The organism is Cupriavidus sp. AU9028 (assembly GCF_019795295.1).
Lineage (GTDB): Bacteria > Pseudomonadota > Gammaproteobacteria > Burkholderiales > Burkholderiaceae > Cupriavidus.
In genome coordinates, this window is the sequence record NZ_JAIMCG010000015.1 from 25,296 (window position 1) to 41,675 (window position 16,380).

Here is a 16,380-nt window from a genome sequence, read left to right on the forward strand (position 1 = left end):
CCTGTTCGCTTACAACACCCCTTGCCCCAGCATCGCGTCGGCGACCTTGACGAAGCCGGCGATGTTGGCGCCTTCGACGTAGTTGACATAGCCATCGTCCTTGCGCCCGTGGTGGATGCAGTTCTGATGGATGTCCTTCATGATCGCGTGCAGCTTTTCGTCGACCTCGGCGTGGTGCCACGACAGACGGATCGAGTTCTGCGACATTTCAAGCCCCGACGTGGCCACGCCGCCGGCATTGCTGGCCTTGCCCGGCGCGTACAGGATGCGCGCGTCGATGAAGTGGTCGACGGCGTCGAGCGTGGACGGCATGTTGGCGCCCTCGGCGACGCAGAAGACGCCATTGGCGAGCAGCCGTTTGGCGTCCTCGCCATCGAGCTCGTTCTGCGTGGCGCAGGGCAGGGCGACGTCCGCGGGTACGTGCCACGGCGTGCGGCCCGCTTCGAACTGCAGGCCATGACGCTGGGCGAAGTCGGCAAGCCGGCCGCGCTCTTCATTCTTGAAGGCCATCAGTTCCGCCAGCTGTTCCGCGCTCATGCCTTGCGGGTAGTGCAGCACGCCACCGGAATCGGACACCGTCAGCACCTTGGCGCCGAGCTCGATGAGCTTGTCGGCGGCGTACTGCGCGACGTTGCCCGAGCCGGAGATCAGCACGCGCAAGCCGTCGAACTCCCGGCCGGTACGGTGCAGCATTTCCCGGGCGAAGTAGACAGTGCCGTAGCCCGTGGCTTCGGGCCGCATCAGGCTGCCGCCGAAGGCGAGGCCCTTGCCGGTGAAGACGCTGGCCGACGAGTTCGACAGCTTCTTCATCATGCCGGCCATGTAGCCGACTTCACGGCCGCCCACGCCGATGTCGCCGGCGGGCACGTCGGTGTCCGGGCCAAGATGCCGGTACAGCTCGGTCATCAGCGCCTGGCAGAAGCGCATGACTTCCGCATCGGACTTGCCCTTGGGGTCGAAGTCGGAGCCGCCCTTGCCGCCGCCCATGGGCAGCGTGGTCAGGGCATTCTTGAAGGTCTGCTCGAAGCCGAGGAATTTGAGGACCGACAGATTGACGGTGGGGTGAAAGCGCATGCCGCCCTTGTAGGGGCCGATCGCCGAGCTGTGCTGGACGCGGAAGCCGCGGTTGACCTGCACCTGGCCGCGGTCGTCCGTCCAGGAGACGCGGAACTGGATGACGCGCTCGGGCTCGACCAGCCGTTGCAGCAGTGCCTGGTCGGCGTAGCGGGGATTGCGCTGGACAAACGGCCACAAGGTCATCATGACCTCCTTGACCGCCTGCAGGAATTCGGGTTGATGCGGGTCACGCCGCGACACGCCATCGAGGAAGGCTTCGAGGGTGGGAATGCTCACTACTGTCTCCGTCAATCTTCAGGTCGGAGGGCGAGCTTAGCACTTAAAGGGTGCGGCGCGACAGTCGGGGTGCACCGAAGTCGCGCGGTATCCGGTCACTGCGCACCCCTTGCATTCGCAGTGCACCGTCCTGGTGCGTCACTCTGCCTTCAGCCCCGCCTTCTCGATCAGCGGCGCCCAGGCGGCGCGTTCGCTGCGGGCGAAGCCGCCCAGGTCAGCCGGCGAACCGCCGGCAGGCTCATGACCGAGATCGAGCAGCCGCTGTCGCACTTCGGGCCGCGCCAGAACTTTCTCCAGTTCGACATTGATCCGCTGCACCACCGCGGGTGGGGTGCCGCGCGGTGCGTACAGGCCGTTCCACGCGACCACCTGGAAGCCTTCCAGTCCCTGCATCGATACTGGCTTGACGCCGGACGCCAGCGCGGAGGGCTTGAGCGACGTGACGGCGAGCGCCTTCAGCTTGCCGCTTGCGATGAAGGGCCGGGCGGCGCTGACCGTGTCGATGGCGAGGGACACCTGGCCGCCGATGAGGTCGGTCATCGAGGCGCCCGATCCCTTGTAGGGGATGGCGCGGATGCTGTTGACCCCACGCTGCTTGAGCAGTTCGAGCACCAGGCGTGCGGTGGTGCTGGGCAGCGCGACATTGACGGTGTCCGCTTTCGCCTTCGCCGCGTTCTGCAGGTCGGCGAGGCTGTCGTAGGGCGCGGAGGCCGGCGCCAGCATCACCATGGGAAAGGTGCTGACAAGCATGACCGGCTCGAAGTCCTTGTCGACGTCGAAGGGCACGCTGGCATAGAGAAATGGGTTCAGCACGTGCGTGCCGTTGGTGCCCATCAGCAGCGTGTAGCCGTCTGGCGCGGCGCGCGCGACTTCGGCCGCGCCAATATTGCCGCCAGCGCCGGGCCGGTTCTCGATGACGATGGGCTGGCCCAGGGCGCGGCCGAGGTAGTCGGCCAGATACCGCGTCGCGACATCGGTGCCCTGGCCGGCCTGATACGGAACGATGATCTTCACGGGCCGCGCGGGATAGGGCTGTGCGGCAGCGGGCGTCATGATCCCGATCGAGATGCCTGCCGTCAGGCCGAGCGTAGCCAGGATGTTGCGCATGTTCATCGGTGTCTCCTCCTCGTCTGGTGCGAGTGGTCGTTCGAATCGTTCTGCCGCGGATTTCGCTGGTTGCGTCGCGCTATTGCGGGTGGTTGCGTCGCGTCGGCAGCGCGCCGCTCCGACGCAGCCGCTCGATCTCCGCCGAGCCAAAGCCGGCTTCCCGCAGCACCGCCTCGGCATCCGCGGCGAACGCTGGCGGCGCCGATCCCGCGCGACCCGGCGTGCGCGACAGGCGCGTTGGCACGCCGATGCCGCGATAGTCGTCCCGCTCGATGCGCATGCCACGATGGCCGGCATGCGCCTGCTGGAAGGCTTGCGGCACGGTGTTGACCGGCCCGGCGGGAACGCCATGCTGCATCAGGGTCTGGCACAGGGCGTTGCGCCCCATCGGCGCGAGCACCCTCTCGATCTCGGCGCGTAGCGCGTCACGATGCTGCAGGCGCTGACTGTTGCTGGTGAAGCGCTCGTCGTCGGGCAGATGCGCCAGCCCGACCAGTTCGCAGAAGCGGCCGAACTGGCGGTCGTTGAGGATGCCGAGGAAGATCGCCCCGTCGCGGCAGGCAAAGCGATCGTAGGGTGCGATGTTGGGATGCGCGCTGCCGAGCAATTCCGGCGTACGGTCCGATGCCATCCAGTTGCCGGCGTGCGGCACCAGCAGGCTCAGCGCGGTGTCGAACAGCGTCGCTTCGACGCATTGCCCGAGACCGCTGCGCTCGCGCTCGACCAGCGCAAGCAGCAGTCCGGACAGCGCCGTGTAGGCGGTGAGGTGATCGACGATGGGGATGCCGATACGCGTGGGACCGCAGGCGGGATCCCCGTTGATGCTCATCAGGCCGCACAGTGCCTGCAGCACGGCGTCGTAGCCCGGTAGCCCGCCGAGCGGACCGTCGGCGCCGAAACCGGAGATGGTGCAGTAGATCAGCCGCGGAAAGCGCGGCCTGAGCACGGTATCGTAGTCCAGGCCCCAGCGCGCCATCGTGCCTGGCACGAAATTCTCGACCAGCACATCGGCGTCTTCTAGCAGGCGAAGCAATACGGCCCGGCCGTCCGCGCCGGACAGGTCGAGCGCGATGGCGCGCTTGCCCCGATTGACGGCCGTGAAGTAAGCCGCGTCGCCGTTGTCATCGAACGGGGGACCGAGCGTGCGGGTCTCGTCCCCGGCCGGCGACTCGACCTTGACGACGTCGGCGCCGTGGTCCGCCAGCATCTGCGTGCATAGCGGGCCGGCGAGAACGCGGGACAGGTCGACGACGCGGATGCCGGCAAGCGAGCCGGTTTTCTCGCGTGCGTCGGCCGGCGCGGAATGGATGGCGTGTCGCAGCATCGATGCATCTCCCCTCATCGGCCCGATGTCAGCGGCCGGGTTTGCCTGGGCACTGCGGGTGAGCCGCCTCGACGGTTGCCACGCGAGACGCTCACACCGGAGGGACCGATCAGAGCCGCGACGGCAGCTCGACCACGCCGACGCCAAGCACCGACAGTTCATCGTCCTGGTTGCGCGCTTCCTGCTCGATCTCCACCAGGTGCCGGCCCGCTTCGACGTACTTGCGCTTGACCGTGCCCTTGATGAAGAGCATGTCCCCCTCGGGATTGTGCCGGCGGATCTTGCAGTATGACTTGCGCAGGAAGCCGTCGTCGCCCATCCAATTGGTCAGGTGGTGCGTCAGCCAGGAGTTGCGCTCGGGCCCGTAATCATAGGCACCGGGCGCGCCGACCTCGAGCGCGAAATCCTCCTCCCAATGCACGCGCTCCGGCACGTCGGGGATGCCAAAGCGATTGGTGATGCCCACGCCCGGATGCGCGTCGATCAGCTTCCAGGCCAGCTTGTTGGCGCGGATATACAGGCCGCCCCAACCCTGCGCAAACGCAATGAACCCGGTGACCGTCATCGGCCCCTTGAACATCACGGGCAGGGCTTCGCCTTCGCTGACGTCTTCCCAGTAGCGCGGAGTGCTGCCGCGCACCTCCTCGTTGGCGTACAGCTGGCAGGCTTCCGCGATCTCCTCCCGGCTATAGCGGCGCGGCTCGCGCGCACGCACCTCCCGGTACTTGCTGCCCTGTTCGCGTGCGTGGTCGCGCTCGGTGCGGAAGCACCAGCTGTCGGCCTCGGCCACCTTGTCGCCCTGCTGGTTGAAGAAGTCGACGTGATAGATCTGCTGGATGGCACGGCCGGCGAAGCGCGTCTCGTGCTCGACCAGGTCTTTCAGATGCGCCTCGGTGGAGATGGTGTCGTTGCGCCGGACGATCTTGTGCCAGGTCCAGTCCGCACCCGACCACATCGCATGCACGCCGGGCAGGCCGCCGACGTAGCCCGATACGATCCGGCTGGTGGAGAACAGGAAGCTCGGCAGGGCGATCAGCCCGCCGTGCCGCGTTTGCGCGGCGTAATCGGGATCGCACCACAGCGGGTTGTCGTCGCCGATGCCGTGGGCATAGTGCCGGATGTTGTCGCGCGTGGCCTCGTAGCACCACGGCTCGGCGGTGGCGCCGATCTTCTGCCCGATGCGCTCGCGCAATTCATCGAGGCCGGCATCGCTGATCTTCGGGAAGGTCCTGGCGGTCTGGTACGACATAAGTGTCTCCTCTCCTTGGGATGTCAAAGAACGGCAGGGGCCGCTCGCTGGTCGTTGTCGGGTGTCTGTTGCCGTGCGGCCGCTTCCTGCTCGCGCAGCTTGCGCCGGTGGATCTTGCCCGCCGGCGTCTTGGGCAACTCGCTGACGAAGGCGATCCTGCGCGGGTACTCGTGCTGGCTCAGTCGGGTACGCACGGCCTCCTGGAGCTCCTGCACGAAGCCGTCGTCTCCATCGCGGTCCGTCACCACGAAGGCCTTGACCACCTGTCCGCGCAACGCATCGGGCACGCCGATCGCCGCGGCTTCCTTCACGTCGGGGTGCTTGAGCATGGCGTCCTCGATCTCGACCGCGCTCATGGTCCAGCCGGCGGAGATGATGACGTCGTCGGCGCGGCCCCCGTGCCAGAAGTAGCCGTCTTCATCGATGCGGCCCAGGTCCTTGGTGGCCATCCATTGGCCGCGGCGCCACAGCTTCAGTTCGCCGGTGACGCCCGGCGGGCACGGCGATCCGCTGGCGTCCTGCACCTGCACCTGCAGGCCGGGCACCGCCTTGCCAAGCGATCCGGGCTTGACGGTGAAATCCTGCGCGCCCGGATAGTTGACCAGGCAGACGCCGATCTCGGTGGTGCCATACATGCTGCAGGCCGGGCGGCCGAAGGTCGTTTCGATGAACTGCGCCGTCTCGCTGTCGATGGGCTCGCCAGTGAAGGACACCTTGTCCAGGTAGTAGCGGTACCGCGATGCCGCGCCGCAGGTGCGCATCATCCGGTAGTGGGTGGCGGCGGCGGAGATGTTGTCGAAGCGGTGGTCCTGCAGCGCCTGCAGCAGGCGCTCCGGATGGAACTTGCCGGCATAGGCGCCGATGGTGACGCCGAGCGCGAGCGGCGCCAGGGTGCCGTGCCACAGTCCATGTCCCCATGCCGGTGACGACGGACACATGAAGCGGTCGCCGGGACGCACGCCGGTGCCGTAGAGCGCCGCGCTCATCAGCGTCACCAGCGCCCGGTGCGTATGCCGAACCGCGTCGGGCAACTCGCGCGTGGTGCCGGACGTGTACTGGAAGATCGCCAGATCGTCGGCGCGGGTGCGTGCCGCGAAGTGCGAAGGGAATCGCTCCAGCCCGTCGATGAAGGCGCGGTCGACGACGGTCACCTGCGAGGACCCGCACCCGGCGGCCAGCGCGGCCTTCTCCTGGTTCGTCAGCAGCAGGCGCGGCTCGCAGTCCTGCACGCGCAGGCGGATGCCATCGGGGCCGAACAGCGTGAACAGCGGCACGGCGATGGCGCCCATCTTGATGGCGCCGAACATCGCCGCGTAGAACTCCCGCGACGGCTCCAGCATCACCGCGACGCGGTCGCCCGGCTCGATGCCACGCTCGACGAGATAGTGGGCGAAGCGCGACGAGATCTCCGCCAGCTCGGAAAATCCGAAGCGCTCGTCGTCGCCATTGGCGCGCACCAGGATCACCGCGGTGCGGTCGTCGCCCGCATGCCGGTCGATGCACTCATGCGCGATGTTGAGGAACGCTTTGTCGCCGTCGAACAGCTCCCACAGCTTCTGCTGGGTGAAATGTCGCTGCGCATCCGCGTACGACGTGTACTCCGTCAACTTGGTCATCGTTCGAGCCTTGTGGTGGCGACAGGGTGGATTCACTATGGTCGCTAGACGCCAAATTGTCAAATACGTCTATCAATTGTCTATGGACAATAGAAGGCGCGGGCGATGGCCTGCCTGGAGAGGCGTCGTCAGTCCCGGTGCAATGCGACCCGGCAGTTGTCCTCCAGCGTGTATGCTTGTCCATGGACAAATGAAGGAGAGAGAGACCCCGTGGCGAATCCCACCAGCGCAGCGTCCCCCACAGGCCCGCGCCTGCGTCCCGTGCCTGCGGTCAGCCGGGCCATTGCCATCCTGCGTCTGCTCGGACGGGCGCAAGGCGCCATGACGTTGAAGTCCATCTCGGAGGAGCTGGGCATGGTGACCAGCACCTGCCTGCATATCCTTCGCGTACTGGTGGACGAAGGGCTGGTCAAGGTCGATGCCGCGACCAAGCGCTACAGCCTGGGCGTCGGCATGCTGGCCCTCGCCCGGAGCGTGATCGAGACCAGTTCGTTCGCTGCGCTGGTGCAGCCGGTGCTGGATCAGCTGTCCGCGGCGTGGAATGTCACGACCATCGGTGTCGAGGTCGCGGGCAGCGACCACATGGTGGTGCTGGCCCTATCGAGGTCGAGCTCGCCGTTCAGCCTGCATGTGGATGTGGGCAGCCGCTTTCCGGCGCTGATCAGCGCGACCGGACGCCTGGTCGCCGCTTTCGGCGATCTGCCGGAGGAGGAGCTGGAGCGCCGCTTCAAGTCGCTGCGCTGGGACCAGCCTCCCGAGCTGGAGGCGTGGAAGAAGGAAGTCGAGGTGGTGCGCCGCAAGGGGTACAGCATCGACCGGGGCAACTACATCGGCGGCGTGGTGGTGGTCGCCGTGCCGGTACTGGACGCGCACGGGCGCATGACCCATGCCCTGGTCGGCGCCGGGGTCGCGGATCAGCTCGCTGCCAGCCGGGCGCAGGCGCTCGCCAAGGACTTGCAGGCACAGGCGCAGGCGCTGTCGCAGATGCTGGCCGCGGGGCGATGACCCTGCCGCTCTTTCGCCGGGAGGGGCCGCCTCACTGCATCTTGACGAAGGACAGGTTCGTCATGCCGGGGTGCGAGAACTGCTCGACGATTTCGAGCAGGTCCCTGGCCGTCACGACAATGTAGTCCAGCACCTGCCGCTTCTCCTCGTCGACCAGCCGCTTGTCGGCGATCAGGTTGATCGGCGTGGCATGCAGCAGGCGATTGACCAGCCCGTCGATAAAGCGGTAATGCTTCTCCAGCCCCGCTTCGGCCGCCCGCTCGCGCCAGTTCCATTCCGAGGTGGCCAGTTCCATCAGCCGGGGGGAGAGCAGCCGGGGAAGGGCCTTGTCGAAGGCCGACTGGAAGCCGAGGATGTTGTCCAGTTGCGCCTGGCAGCGCGGCGCGGTGCGGGTGCGCAGGATCCGCGCCTGCAGGCTGTAGCCGATCTGCCCGGCCTGCTCGGCATAGAGGGCGAACTCGCGGCGGATCATGTCTTCCAGCAATCGGGTGCGACCGTGGATGCGGACGTCCCAGATGTGCTTCTGCACCGACGGATCCCCGGCGTGCAGGATGGCGTCAGCCATCTCGCGGCCGATTTCGGCATCGATCTCGGCCGCGGTCTCGAACAGCGCGGCCTCGTCCGCCAGCCGGCTCAGGTAGATCTCGCAGTTCTGGCGCTGGTTGCGCAGCAGTTGACCGTAGAACACCAGGCCGAAATCGCTGTCGGCTTCCATCAGGCGCAGCCACACGAGGTTTTCCAGCAAGGTGCGCGCGCTGGCCAGCAGTTCGAAGGTCTCGTGCGGACCCTCATGCGGGAGCAGGTCGTCGATCTTCTCCAGCGTGCCGCGGTGGGCGAAATGGACCCAGCGCGGGGCCAGGTGATTGATGTCGGTATCCTCCGGCCGTTCCGATCCGTGCACGTACTTGCGTCCGTTCACCTTCAGCTGAAGACCCGGCACGCGGTCCTTCAGGGCCGCGAGTTCGTCGTACAGCGTTTGCATGGCTTCGGTCATGGAATGGTCTGGGGAAGTCGATCCCGTGGAATATCGGCTGCCAGGGTCCGCATCTGAACCCCCGGAGTGTATGACGGCGCCCGCGCGCGCACGGCAACGATTCCGGTTCTCTAAAGGGTTTGCCGGGTTTGCTGCAGCAGCCCGGCGATCCTCTCCCGCAGCATCGGCACCACTTCCCGCTCGAACCAGGGATGCCGCTTGAACCAGGCGACATTGCGCGGCGACGGGTGCGGCAGGGGCAAGTAATCCGGCGCAACGTCGCGCCACCCCATCACGGTTTCCGTCAGCGAGCCGCGCCAGCGCTCGCCCAGGTAGTGCCGCTGCGCATACTGGCCGATCAGCAGGGTCAGGCCGATCTGCCCGAGTTCGGCCATCAGGGGCCGGTGCCAGCGCCGGGCGCATTCGGGCAGCGGCGGGTTGTCGCCACTTGTGCCCCGCCCCGGGTAGCAAAAGCCCATCGGCACGATGGCAAACCGGGTTTCGTCATAGAACGTTGTCGCATCGACGCCGAGCCAGTCTCGCAACCGTTTGCCGCTGGCATCGTCCCAGGGGATGCCGGAGGCATGGACACGGGTGCCCGGTGCCTGGCCGACGATCAGGATGGTCGAGCTGGCACTTGCCCGGACCACCGGGCGCGGCCCAAGCGGCAACTGGCCTTCGCAGGCGCGGCAGGCGCGCACGTCGGCGAGCAGCGAGGGCAGGCGGGAAGGCAGGGGGGAGGGCAGTGCGGACATTGCAGGACAACGACGGCCACGCGTGGCGGCATGGTGAAAACGGGGCCAGCGGAGGCGGCGGCGGTGCCGGAATACTACCTCAAGCCCCGTTTCCCGGCAGCCGGGCCCAGAGGCACGGAACTTGCCGCGTCAGCGGCCGATGCGGCCCGCGAGGCCCATTCGCGTGTCCATTTCTTTCAAACAGCGAGGGGACGGGATGAAGCGCTTTGCAGAAGTTTCAACGATGCCAACGGCCGCCCGCGCGGGGGAGGGCAAGCTCCGCGGCCAGGAGCAGGGCCCGGGCGGCGTACTCAGCGGTAATGCCTGGCGCAAGGGCGCCCGCGTGACGCTCCCCCTTGCGCAACTGCACCCGACGCAGATGACGGTCGGGCTGCACCACGTTCACAGCAAGATGGCGACGACGGCGCGCCATCAGGGCCGCAAGCAGATCGAGCTGCTGGACCGCCACCGCCTGCACGTGGTGATCGGGCCAGGGCCGGCGTTCTACGTGATCGACCATCACCACTGGGCGCGCGCCTGGCACGACCTGGGCATCGAAAGCGTGCCGGTGGTGATCAAGCACAACTGGAGCCGGCTGCCGCCGGACCGCTTCTGGCTTGAGATGGAGGCGCGGCATCTGGTGCATCCCTACGACGAGTACGGCGAGCGCCAGGCGCTGGCAGCGCTGCCGCACTCCATCGGAGACATGCGCGACGACCCCTACCGCAGCCTGGAGGCGTTTGCGCAACTGGCGGGCGGGTATGAGAAGGTCAAGCAGGCGTACCCGGACTTTCGCTGGGCTGACTTTTTTCGCCGCCATATCGACGGCCCCCTCGATACCGTGGCGGATTTCGCGCTGGCACTGGCGCTGGCGGTCAAGCTGGCCCGTAGCGGCAAGGCGCGCGGACTGCCCGGCTGGATTGGCGAGGACGACAGGCGCGGGGACGGGAAGCGGACGAAGAAGGGCAGGAGCGAGAAGACGGCGGGCGGCAAGGCGAGCGGCAAGAAGCGCAAGGACGACGGCAAGTCCAGGGGCGCCAGGCTGGCCACGCTGACCCGTACGCAGATGGCGGCGGCAGACAAGCCCGCCAAGGCAGCCGCAGGCAAGGGCAAATGACCGGCGCGGATGGCGGCGTTATGCCGCACGCCGCGAGCACCGGATCCGACGCCAGGGCGGGTGGCGGCGCGGCGGGCGCCGACATCCCGGCCCGGCTCGACGCGCTGCCATGGTCGCGCTGGCACTGGCGCGTGGTGCTGGCGCTTGGCGTGGCCTGGGTGCTGGACGGCCTGGAGGTGACGCTGGTCGGCTCGCTGGGCGGCGTGCTGCAGCGTCCCGACACCCTCGGGCTGTCCGCATCCGAATTTGGCTGGTCCGGCTCGCTGTACATCGCGGGAGCCGTCGTCGGTGCGCTGGTGTTCGGGCGGCTCGCCGACCGTCTGGGGCGCAAGCGGCTCTTCCTGCTGACGCTGGCAGTCTATATGGGGGCGACGTTCGCTACCGCGTTCGCGCCCGACGTGGTCTGGTTCATGATCTGCCGCTTCGTCACCGGGCTGGGCATCGGGGGCGAGTATGCGGCGATCAACTCCGCGATCGATGAACTGGTGCCTGCCCGGGTGCGCGGCCGCGTCAGTCTCGCCATCAATGGCAGTTTTTGGCTGGGGGCGGCCCTCGGGGCCGGCTTGAGCCTGGTGCTGCTCGATCCCCAGGTGCTCGGCGCCGAGTGGGGATGGCGCGCCTGCTTCGGGCTCGGCGCCGTCCTTGCCGTGGCGATCCTGCTGGTGCGCCGGGATGTGCCCGAAAGTCCGCGCTGGCTGGTCACGCATGGGCGCGCGGAAGAAGCAGCGAAAGTCGTGGCGGCCATCGAAGCGGCGGTCCGCCATGGCGGCCGCGCCAGTTCCCACCTGCGGATGCCGGATGACGTACCGCCGCCGGCCGCAAGCGACCGCGCCGCCAGCGCAGTGCGGAGCCGGGTGCCGTCGCTGGCCATGGTCGCGCAGGTCATGCTCCATCGCTATCGCCGCCGCACCGTGGTCGCGCTGGCCTTGATGGTGTCGCAGGCGTTCTTCTACAACGCCATCTTCTTCACCTATGCGCTGGTGCTGACGCGCTTTTATGCGGTGCCGGACGACGCCGTGGCGCTGTACATCTTCCCCTTCGCCCTGGGAAACGTACTGGGTCCGCTGATCCTGGGGCCGCTGTTCGACGCGGTTGGACGGCGGCGGATGATCGGCCTGACCTATTCGCTGTCCGGCGTCGGCCTGGGGTTGACCGGTTGGGCGTTCCTGACCGGGGCGCTCGACGCCCGGGGGCTGGCCTGGTGCTGGTCGGCCGTGTTCTTCCTGGCGTCGGCTGCAGCGAGTTCGGCCTACCTGACCGTCAGCGAGGTGTTTCCGCTGGAGATGCGCGCACTGGCCATCTCGATCTTCTTTGCGATCGGCACGGGCACCGGCGGCTTCCTCGGACCCGCCCTGTTCGGCATGCTGATCGAGAGCGGCGAGCGCGCAGCGGTGGCGGCTGGCTATGGGCTCGGCGCCGCGATGGTGCTGAGCGCGGGCCTGCTCGCCTGGCGTTACGGGGTGGACGCGGAGCGCAAGCCGCTCGAGGAGGTTGCCGAACCGTTGCATCGGCACCGGTAGCGACGACGCCACCATGGTGTTGCATATCGGCAACACCATGGTGGCCCGGGCGCTGGCAGAGCGAGGCAAATCTCCGTCCTGCTTGCTGCAACGCAGCAGTTGTTGTATAGTTGCATCTGTCTCCTCCACCACCTCGGTGGATTCCAGCCGCTCGGTTCTCCGAGCGGTTTTTTTTTGCCCGCATCCACCTGTATTTCAGCCCATCCTTCCCCCATCCCCGCCGATATGCCGGCGCAGGCCGGTCTATATCGGGCGGTTGCACTAAAACGGTGCGGCGTTGACAGCGGCCTGACAGGTTATGCACCGCGCCAAGGAAAACAACGCGCCGGAACCCGTTTTATTGCGATGCAGCATCCAGTGGCCTAGAGTGCTCGAGACGTTTCACGATCTCTCCGATGCCCCGCTCGCCAATGCTCTCCCTTGCCGGTTTTTCGTTTCGTCCAGGCGACTACGCCCGCTTCTGGCGCCGCGGGCTGGTGTACGGGTTGTCCTTTCTGGCCTTGGCGTGGCTCGCGTGGCTGGAGGGAGATCGCGGGCTGTTCTGGTCCGCCACCGCATCGATCTGGACCTGCCTCGCCGACCCCGGTGGAACGGCGAGGCGGCGCCTGCAAGCGATGGGCGCGGTCGCGCTCGGGGGCGCGTTGGCTAGCACGGCAGGCGCCGCGCTAGCCGGCATGCCGGCGCTGGCGCTGGTCCTGGTGGTAATGGCCGGTCTTGCCGCCGGCATGATGGAAATCCGTGGTCCGGTCGCGGCGCTGTGCGCGAAGCTGTTGTATGTGGTGCTGATCGCCTCGATGTTGCAGCCGCTGACCGAAGTCTCCGGCGCCTGGTGGGCCGGAGGCGCCAACGCAGTCGGCGTAGCGTGGCTACCGCTGCGAGCGGGCATCGACTTCCTGGCCGGTGGCCTGTTCGCGTCCCTGTTTTGCCTGGCCCTGTTGCCGTCCGCATACGATGGCCGGCCCCGCACCGAAATCGTGGCGGCCTATGCGGCGCTCGACACCCTCGCGCGCCGGCTGGCATCGGTCCAGGAAGACGGCGCGCCGTCCGAGGCGCGGCTGAACGCCGACAAGCGGCGTATCCGTGAGGCCCTGGAGCAGGCGCTAGCCGCGGTACAGTCTCGTCGCGGATGGTTCGAGGCGACGGCGTTGCTCCACTACCGCTACCTGGCGGCGATGGCCGATGCGCTGTTCGCCCTGTTGATCGTTGCCGCCGAACTGCGCGGCCGCCCGGGCTATGCCAAGGTGCCTTGGCGCCATCTGGCGCGCTGCCTGGAGGATCTGCGGGCGCAGCTCCGCGATGGCCTGAAGGCGCACGGCCCCGACCTGCCAGCGCTCACGCGCGCCTCGCATCGGCAACTGCGGCACCTGCACGGTCAGCTGGCCAACGGCGGGGCGCCGCCGCTGTATCAGGCTGCGCTGTCCACGCTCGCCCGCTTTGGCGCCTTCGAGGACTGGCGCGGCGCGTTTCGCTGGCCGCGCCCCTCGCTGTGGCTAACGCTGCGGCAGTGCCGCCAGGCGCTGGTCGAACATCTCGCGCGCGACGCGCGTGTCAGCCGCCATGCGCTGCGCCTCGCCTTCGCGGGCGGTCTGAGCCTGCTGCCCGGGCATCTGCTGGAACTGGACCACGGGTACTGGGTGGCCGTGACGGTGATCATGGTGCTGACGCCCCAGCTGCAGACCACCCGGCGGATCACGCTGCAGCGCTTCGCCGGCTCGCTTGCCGGCGCGCTGCTGGCCACGCTGATGGTCTTCATGCTGGCGCTTGGCCAGGTGCCACCGTGGCTCGCCCTGCCGATCAGCGCAGGGTGTCTTGGCCTGGCCTATAGCGCACGGCTGGCCGGGCATCTCGGCGTCTTCGCCTCGATGCTGACGCCTGCCGTGATCCTGTTTTCGTGGATCGGCGAGCCCGGCGCCGATGGCAGTCATTTCGCCGCGCTGCGGGGGCTGGATACCGCGCTCGGTTGCCTGATCGCGCTCGCCAGCTACGCCTTGCTTACCCAGCGGGCGGAAGTGTCGCGGGCACGCCGGTTCACGCTGGATGCGCTGGAGGTCCACGCCATCTATCTGCGCGCCGCGTTCTCGGCCGCGCTGGATCGACACGGCGCGTCCCAGCGGGAGGCATCGCTGGAGGCGATGCGGGTCGCGGCGGGACGCGCGTCGGTGCGGGCCGAGCAGTGTCTGGAGCAGGCCGGGTCCGACATCGCTCCGGCCACGGCCAGCGCATTCGCCAGCCTGCATGCCACGCTGCGGCGCATGGCGGCCTTGGCCGGGCTGCTGCGTGCGGAAGCGTCAGGCGGCGAGGAGGCGGGATCGGTGGCCGACGCGACGCGGCATCGGGTCGACCAGGTACGCGCAGCGCTTGCGACACTGGCGGTCCGGCCAGGGCTGCAGGATCTCAACGAGGCCGACAGGGAAATCGCAGGCGCGCGTGCCCGCGCGGAAACAGCACACGACCGCGCTTCGCGCGACGTCTTCCTGCAGGAGCAGGTGGCGCTTGCGTGGGCCAGCATTGCCGCGGCCCATGCCGATGCCCTCGTCCTGCGGGTGCCCCGCGCTGATGCGGTCAGGCCAGCCCGCCGTTGACCCGTACCACCTGGCCGTTGATCCAGCCGCCCTCGGGACTGGCAAGAAAGGCGACGACCCCGGCGATGTCCTCGGGTTGGCCCAGGCGCTCGAGCGGCGGCATCCGCGAGAAATGCGCGATCTGCTCCTCGGTCTTGCCGGACAGAAAGAGTTCGGTGGCAACGGGGCCGGGGGCGACGGCGTTGACCGTGATCCGGCGCCCGCGCAGTTCACGCGCCACCACCATGGTCATGCCCTCGATCGCGCCCTTGGTCGCGTTGTAAATGGCGTAGCCAGGCAGGTGCAGGGCCAGCGTCGTGCTCGAGAGATTGACGATGCGGCCGCCATCGTTCAGCCGGCGCACCGCCTCGCGCATCGTATTGAAACTGCCCTGCACATTGATGGCGAAGATGCGCGCGTACTGCTCGTCGGTGATCTCGGCAAGCGGCGCGGTCAGCAGCATGCCAGCGTTGTTGACCAGCACGTCGACCTTGCCCAGCTCTGCCTCGGTGGTATCGAACATGCGCGCCACCGCGGCGGAGTCGGAAACGTCGGCTTGCACCGCGATCGCGCGGTGGCCCGCGCCGTTCAGTCCGGCCGCCATCGATTCCGCATCCGCCGAGCCACGCGTGTAGTTGATGGCCACGCTGAAGCCATCGGCGGCCAGGCGTCTGGCGATGCTGGCGCCGATGCCGCGGCTGGACCCGGTCACGATGGCCACGCGCTGCGCGGGCGAAGGGCTGGTGTTGCGAACCGCGTCGGCGGAGGGCAGGGAGGAAGAGGAATTCGGCATCATGGTTGGGCTCCTTGTCGGTGATGCCCAATGATGCTGTCCACGCGCTGCCCGATAAACGGGCAAATCCTGCGCAGGCTGTTCAGCCGGCGCAAACAATCCCCGGGTTGCGTCTCGCTTTCCCAGGGGAAAGGGCATCAGCCGCGCTTGGCGTGCTGGTATGCCGAATACAGCTGGCGAAAGACCGGCCCCGGCTTGCCGCTGCCGATTGTCCTGCCGTCGATGGTGACCACCGGCAGGATTTCCTTGCTGGCGGACGACAGCAGCACCTCGTCTGCGGCGAACACCTCGTCGCGCGGGATGTCGCGCGCCACCAGCGGGATGCCGAAGCCCTCGCACAGTTCCTCGATCAGTCCGTAGCGAATGCCCTCCAGGATACGGTTGTCCTTCGTCGGCGCCGCGACCGCGCCATTGCGCACGACCCAGACGTTGGAGGCCGAGGCTTCGGTCAGCAGGCCGTCGCGGAACTGGATCGCCTCGGTAACGCCGTGGCTGGCAGCGGTCTGCGCGGCCAACACGTTGCCCAGCAGCGAGGTGGACTTGATCTGGCAGTGGAGCCAGCGGCGGTCCTCCATCGTGACGCACGCCACGCCCCGTTCCACCGCGGCGGCCGGGGGCAGGGCCATCGGGCTTGCCATCAGGAACACGGTCGGCGTGGCGTCCTTCGGAAAGGCATGCATGCGGCGGGCGACGCCGCGCGTCACCTGGATGTAGACCATCTGGTCCGGCATCGGATTGGCGCGCATCAGGTCCGCGATCAACGCACGCCAGCCGGCCTCGTCATGCGGATTCGGAATACCGATCGCGTCGAGGCTGCGCGCCAGCCGGGCCAGATGCTCCTGCGCGCGGAACGGCTTGCCGCCGTAGACCGGGATCACCTCGTACACGCCGTCGCCGAAGATGAAGCCGCGGTCCAGGACCGGGATGCGGGCGTCGGCGATAGGCAGCATCTCGCCGTTCAGGTACACGATGGAATCGGTGGGGACAGTCATGGGCGGTGCGATGGCGCTGGCTGGGTCGGAAAGAGG

13 protein-coding genes are annotated in these 16,380 nt (G+C 67.9%); 4 read left to right on the forward strand and 9 right to left on the reverse strand.

Annotation, left to right across the window (positions count from 1 at the left end):
• Positions 1-9: 9 nt before the first annotated feature.
• The 5 genes from gdhA to K6V06_RS16115 form a co-directional block, all read right to left on the reverse strand.
• Complete coding sequence (gene gdhA / locus K6V06_RS16095) at positions 10-1,353, reverse strand: NADP-specific glutamate dehydrogenase (RefSeq protein WP_222245017.1); 1,344 nt, start codon at positions 1,351-1,353, stop codon at positions 10-12.
• A 138-nt stretch (positions 1,354-1,491) separates the two neighbouring features.
• The gene (locus K6V06_RS16100; protein ID WP_255581886.1) at positions 1,492-2,466 is read right to left on the reverse strand and encodes a tripartite tricarboxylate transporter substrate binding protein; all 975 of its coding nucleotides are present in this window, start codon (positions 2,464-2,466) and stop codon (positions 1,492-1,494) included.
• 73 nt (positions 2,467-2,539) lie between these two features.
• Positions 2,540-3,784 (reverse strand): CaiB/BaiF CoA-transferase family protein, encoded by a 1,245-nt coding sequence (locus K6V06_RS16105; protein WP_222245019.1) that lies wholly within the window; start codon positions 3,782-3,784, stop codon positions 2,540-2,542.
• Between the two features lie 109 nt (positions 3,785-3,893).
• On the reverse strand, positions 3,894-5,033 hold the full coding sequence (locus K6V06_RS16110; protein ID WP_222245021.1) for a MaoC family dehydratase N-terminal domain-containing protein: 1,140 nt from the start codon (positions 5,031-5,033) through the stop codon (positions 3,894-3,896).
• A gap of 23 nt (positions 5,034-5,056) precedes the next feature.
• On the reverse strand, positions 5,057-6,649 hold the full coding sequence (locus K6V06_RS16115; RefSeq protein WP_222245023.1) for an acyl-CoA synthetase: 1,593 nt from the start codon (positions 6,647-6,649) through the stop codon (positions 5,057-5,059).
• Between the two features lie 261 nt (positions 6,650-6,910).
• On the opposite strand from K6V06_RS16115, the gene K6V06_RS16120 reads away from it, so the two are divergent.
• The gene (locus tag K6V06_RS16120; protein ID WP_370637487.1) at positions 6,911-7,654 is read left to right on the forward strand and encodes an IclR family transcriptional regulator; all 744 of its coding nucleotides are present in this window, start codon (positions 6,911-6,913) and stop codon (positions 7,652-7,654) included.
• Between the two features lie 31 nt (positions 7,655-7,685).
• On the opposite strand, the gene K6V06_RS16125 is transcribed toward K6V06_RS16120, so the two are convergent.
• Together K6V06_RS16125 and K6V06_RS16130 are read right to left on the reverse strand one after the other, a co-directional pair.
• Positions 7,686-8,648: a hypothetical protein gene (locus K6V06_RS16125; RefSeq protein WP_222245027.1), complete on the reverse strand. Its 963-nt coding sequence runs from the start codon at positions 8,646-8,648 to the stop codon at positions 7,686-7,688.
• A gap of 110 nt (positions 8,649-8,758) precedes the next feature.
• Positions 8,759-9,382: a uracil-DNA glycosylase family protein gene (locus K6V06_RS16130; RefSeq protein WP_222245029.1), complete on the reverse strand. Its 624-nt coding sequence runs from the start codon at positions 9,380-9,382 to the stop codon at positions 8,759-8,761.
• Between the two features lie 223 nt (positions 9,383-9,605).
• On the opposite strand from K6V06_RS16130, the gene K6V06_RS16135 reads away from it, so the two are divergent.
• The 3 genes from K6V06_RS16135 (at position 9,606) to K6V06_RS16145 (ending at position 14,580) form a co-directional block, all read left to right on the forward strand.
• Complete coding sequence (locus K6V06_RS16135; RefSeq protein ID WP_222245031.1) at positions 9,606-10,478, forward strand: ParB/Srx family N-terminal domain-containing protein; 873 nt, start codon at positions 9,606-9,608, stop codon at positions 10,476-10,478.
• Positions 10,479-10,498: 20 nt separating this feature from the next.
• Positions 10,499-11,998 carry an MFS transporter gene (locus K6V06_RS16140; protein WP_222245143.1) on the forward strand — a complete coding sequence of 500 codons (1,500 nt, stop codon included), beginning with the start codon at positions 10,499-10,501 and terminating at the stop codon, positions 11,996-11,998.
• A 395-nt stretch (positions 11,999-12,393) separates the two neighbouring features.
• Positions 12,394-14,580, forward strand: coding sequence for an FUSC family protein (locus tag K6V06_RS16145; protein ID WP_255581887.1), 2,187 nt, complete (start codon positions 12,394-12,396; stop codon positions 14,578-14,580).
• Here the strand turns inward: K6V06_RS16145 and K6V06_RS16150 are convergent.
• Positions 14,561-15,355 carry an SDR family oxidoreductase gene (locus tag K6V06_RS16150; RefSeq protein ID WP_255581888.1) on the reverse strand — a complete coding sequence of 265 codons (795 nt, stop codon included), beginning with the start codon at positions 15,353-15,355 and terminating at the stop codon, positions 14,561-14,563. The two genes, K6V06_RS16145 and K6V06_RS16150, sit on opposite strands and share 20 nt — an antisense overlap.
• A gap of 134 nt (positions 15,356-15,489) precedes the next feature.
• Positions 15,490-16,344, reverse strand: coding sequence for a D-amino acid aminotransferase (locus K6V06_RS16155; protein ID WP_222245033.1), 855 nt, complete (start codon positions 16,342-16,344; stop codon positions 15,490-15,492).
• Positions 16,345-16,380 lie beyond the last annotated feature (36 nt).

Bases quoted from the DNA above. Each gene is read 5' to 3' on its own strand.
- K6V06_RS16100 (WP_255581886.1), bottom strand. From the start codon at position 2,466: ATGAACATGCGCAACATCCTGGCTACGCTCGGCCTGACGGCAGGCATC.
- K6V06_RS16105 (WP_222245019.1), bottom strand. From the start codon at position 3,784: ATGCTGCGACACGCCATCCATTCCGCGCCGGCCGACGCACGCGAGAAA.
- K6V06_RS16110 (WP_222245021.1), bottom strand. From the start codon at position 5,033: ATGTCGTACCAGACCGCCAGGACCTTCCCGAAGATCAGCGATGCCGGC.
- K6V06_RS16115 (WP_222245023.1), bottom strand. From the start codon at position 6,649: ATGACCAAGTTGACGGAGTACACGTCGTACGCGGATGCGCAGCGACAT.
- K6V06_RS16125 (WP_222245027.1), bottom strand. From the start codon at position 8,648: ATGACCGAAGCCATGCAAACGCTGTACGACGAACTCGCGGCCCTGAAG.
- K6V06_RS16130 (WP_222245029.1), bottom strand. From the start codon at position 9,382: ATGTCCGCACTGCCCTCCCCCCTGCCTTCCCGCCTGCCCTCGCTGCTC.
- K6V06_RS16135 (WP_222245031.1), top strand. From the start codon at position 9,606: ATGCCAACGGCCGCCCGCGCGGGGGAGGGCAAGCTCCGCGGCCAGGAG.
- K6V06_RS16140 (WP_222245143.1), top strand. From the start codon at position 10,499: ATGCCGCACGCCGCGAGCACCGGATCCGACGCCAGGGCGGGTGGCGGC.
- K6V06_RS16145 (WP_255581887.1), top strand. From the start codon at position 12,394: ATGCCCCGCTCGCCAATGCTCTCCCTTGCCGGTTTTTCGTTTCGTCCA.
- K6V06_RS16150 (WP_255581888.1), bottom strand. From the start codon at position 15,355: ATGATGCCGAATTCCTCTTCCTCCCTGCCCTCCGCCGACGCGGTTCGC.
- K6V06_RS16155 (WP_222245033.1), bottom strand. From the start codon at position 16,344: ATGACTGTCCCCACCGATTCCATCGTGTACCTGAACGGCGAGATGCTG.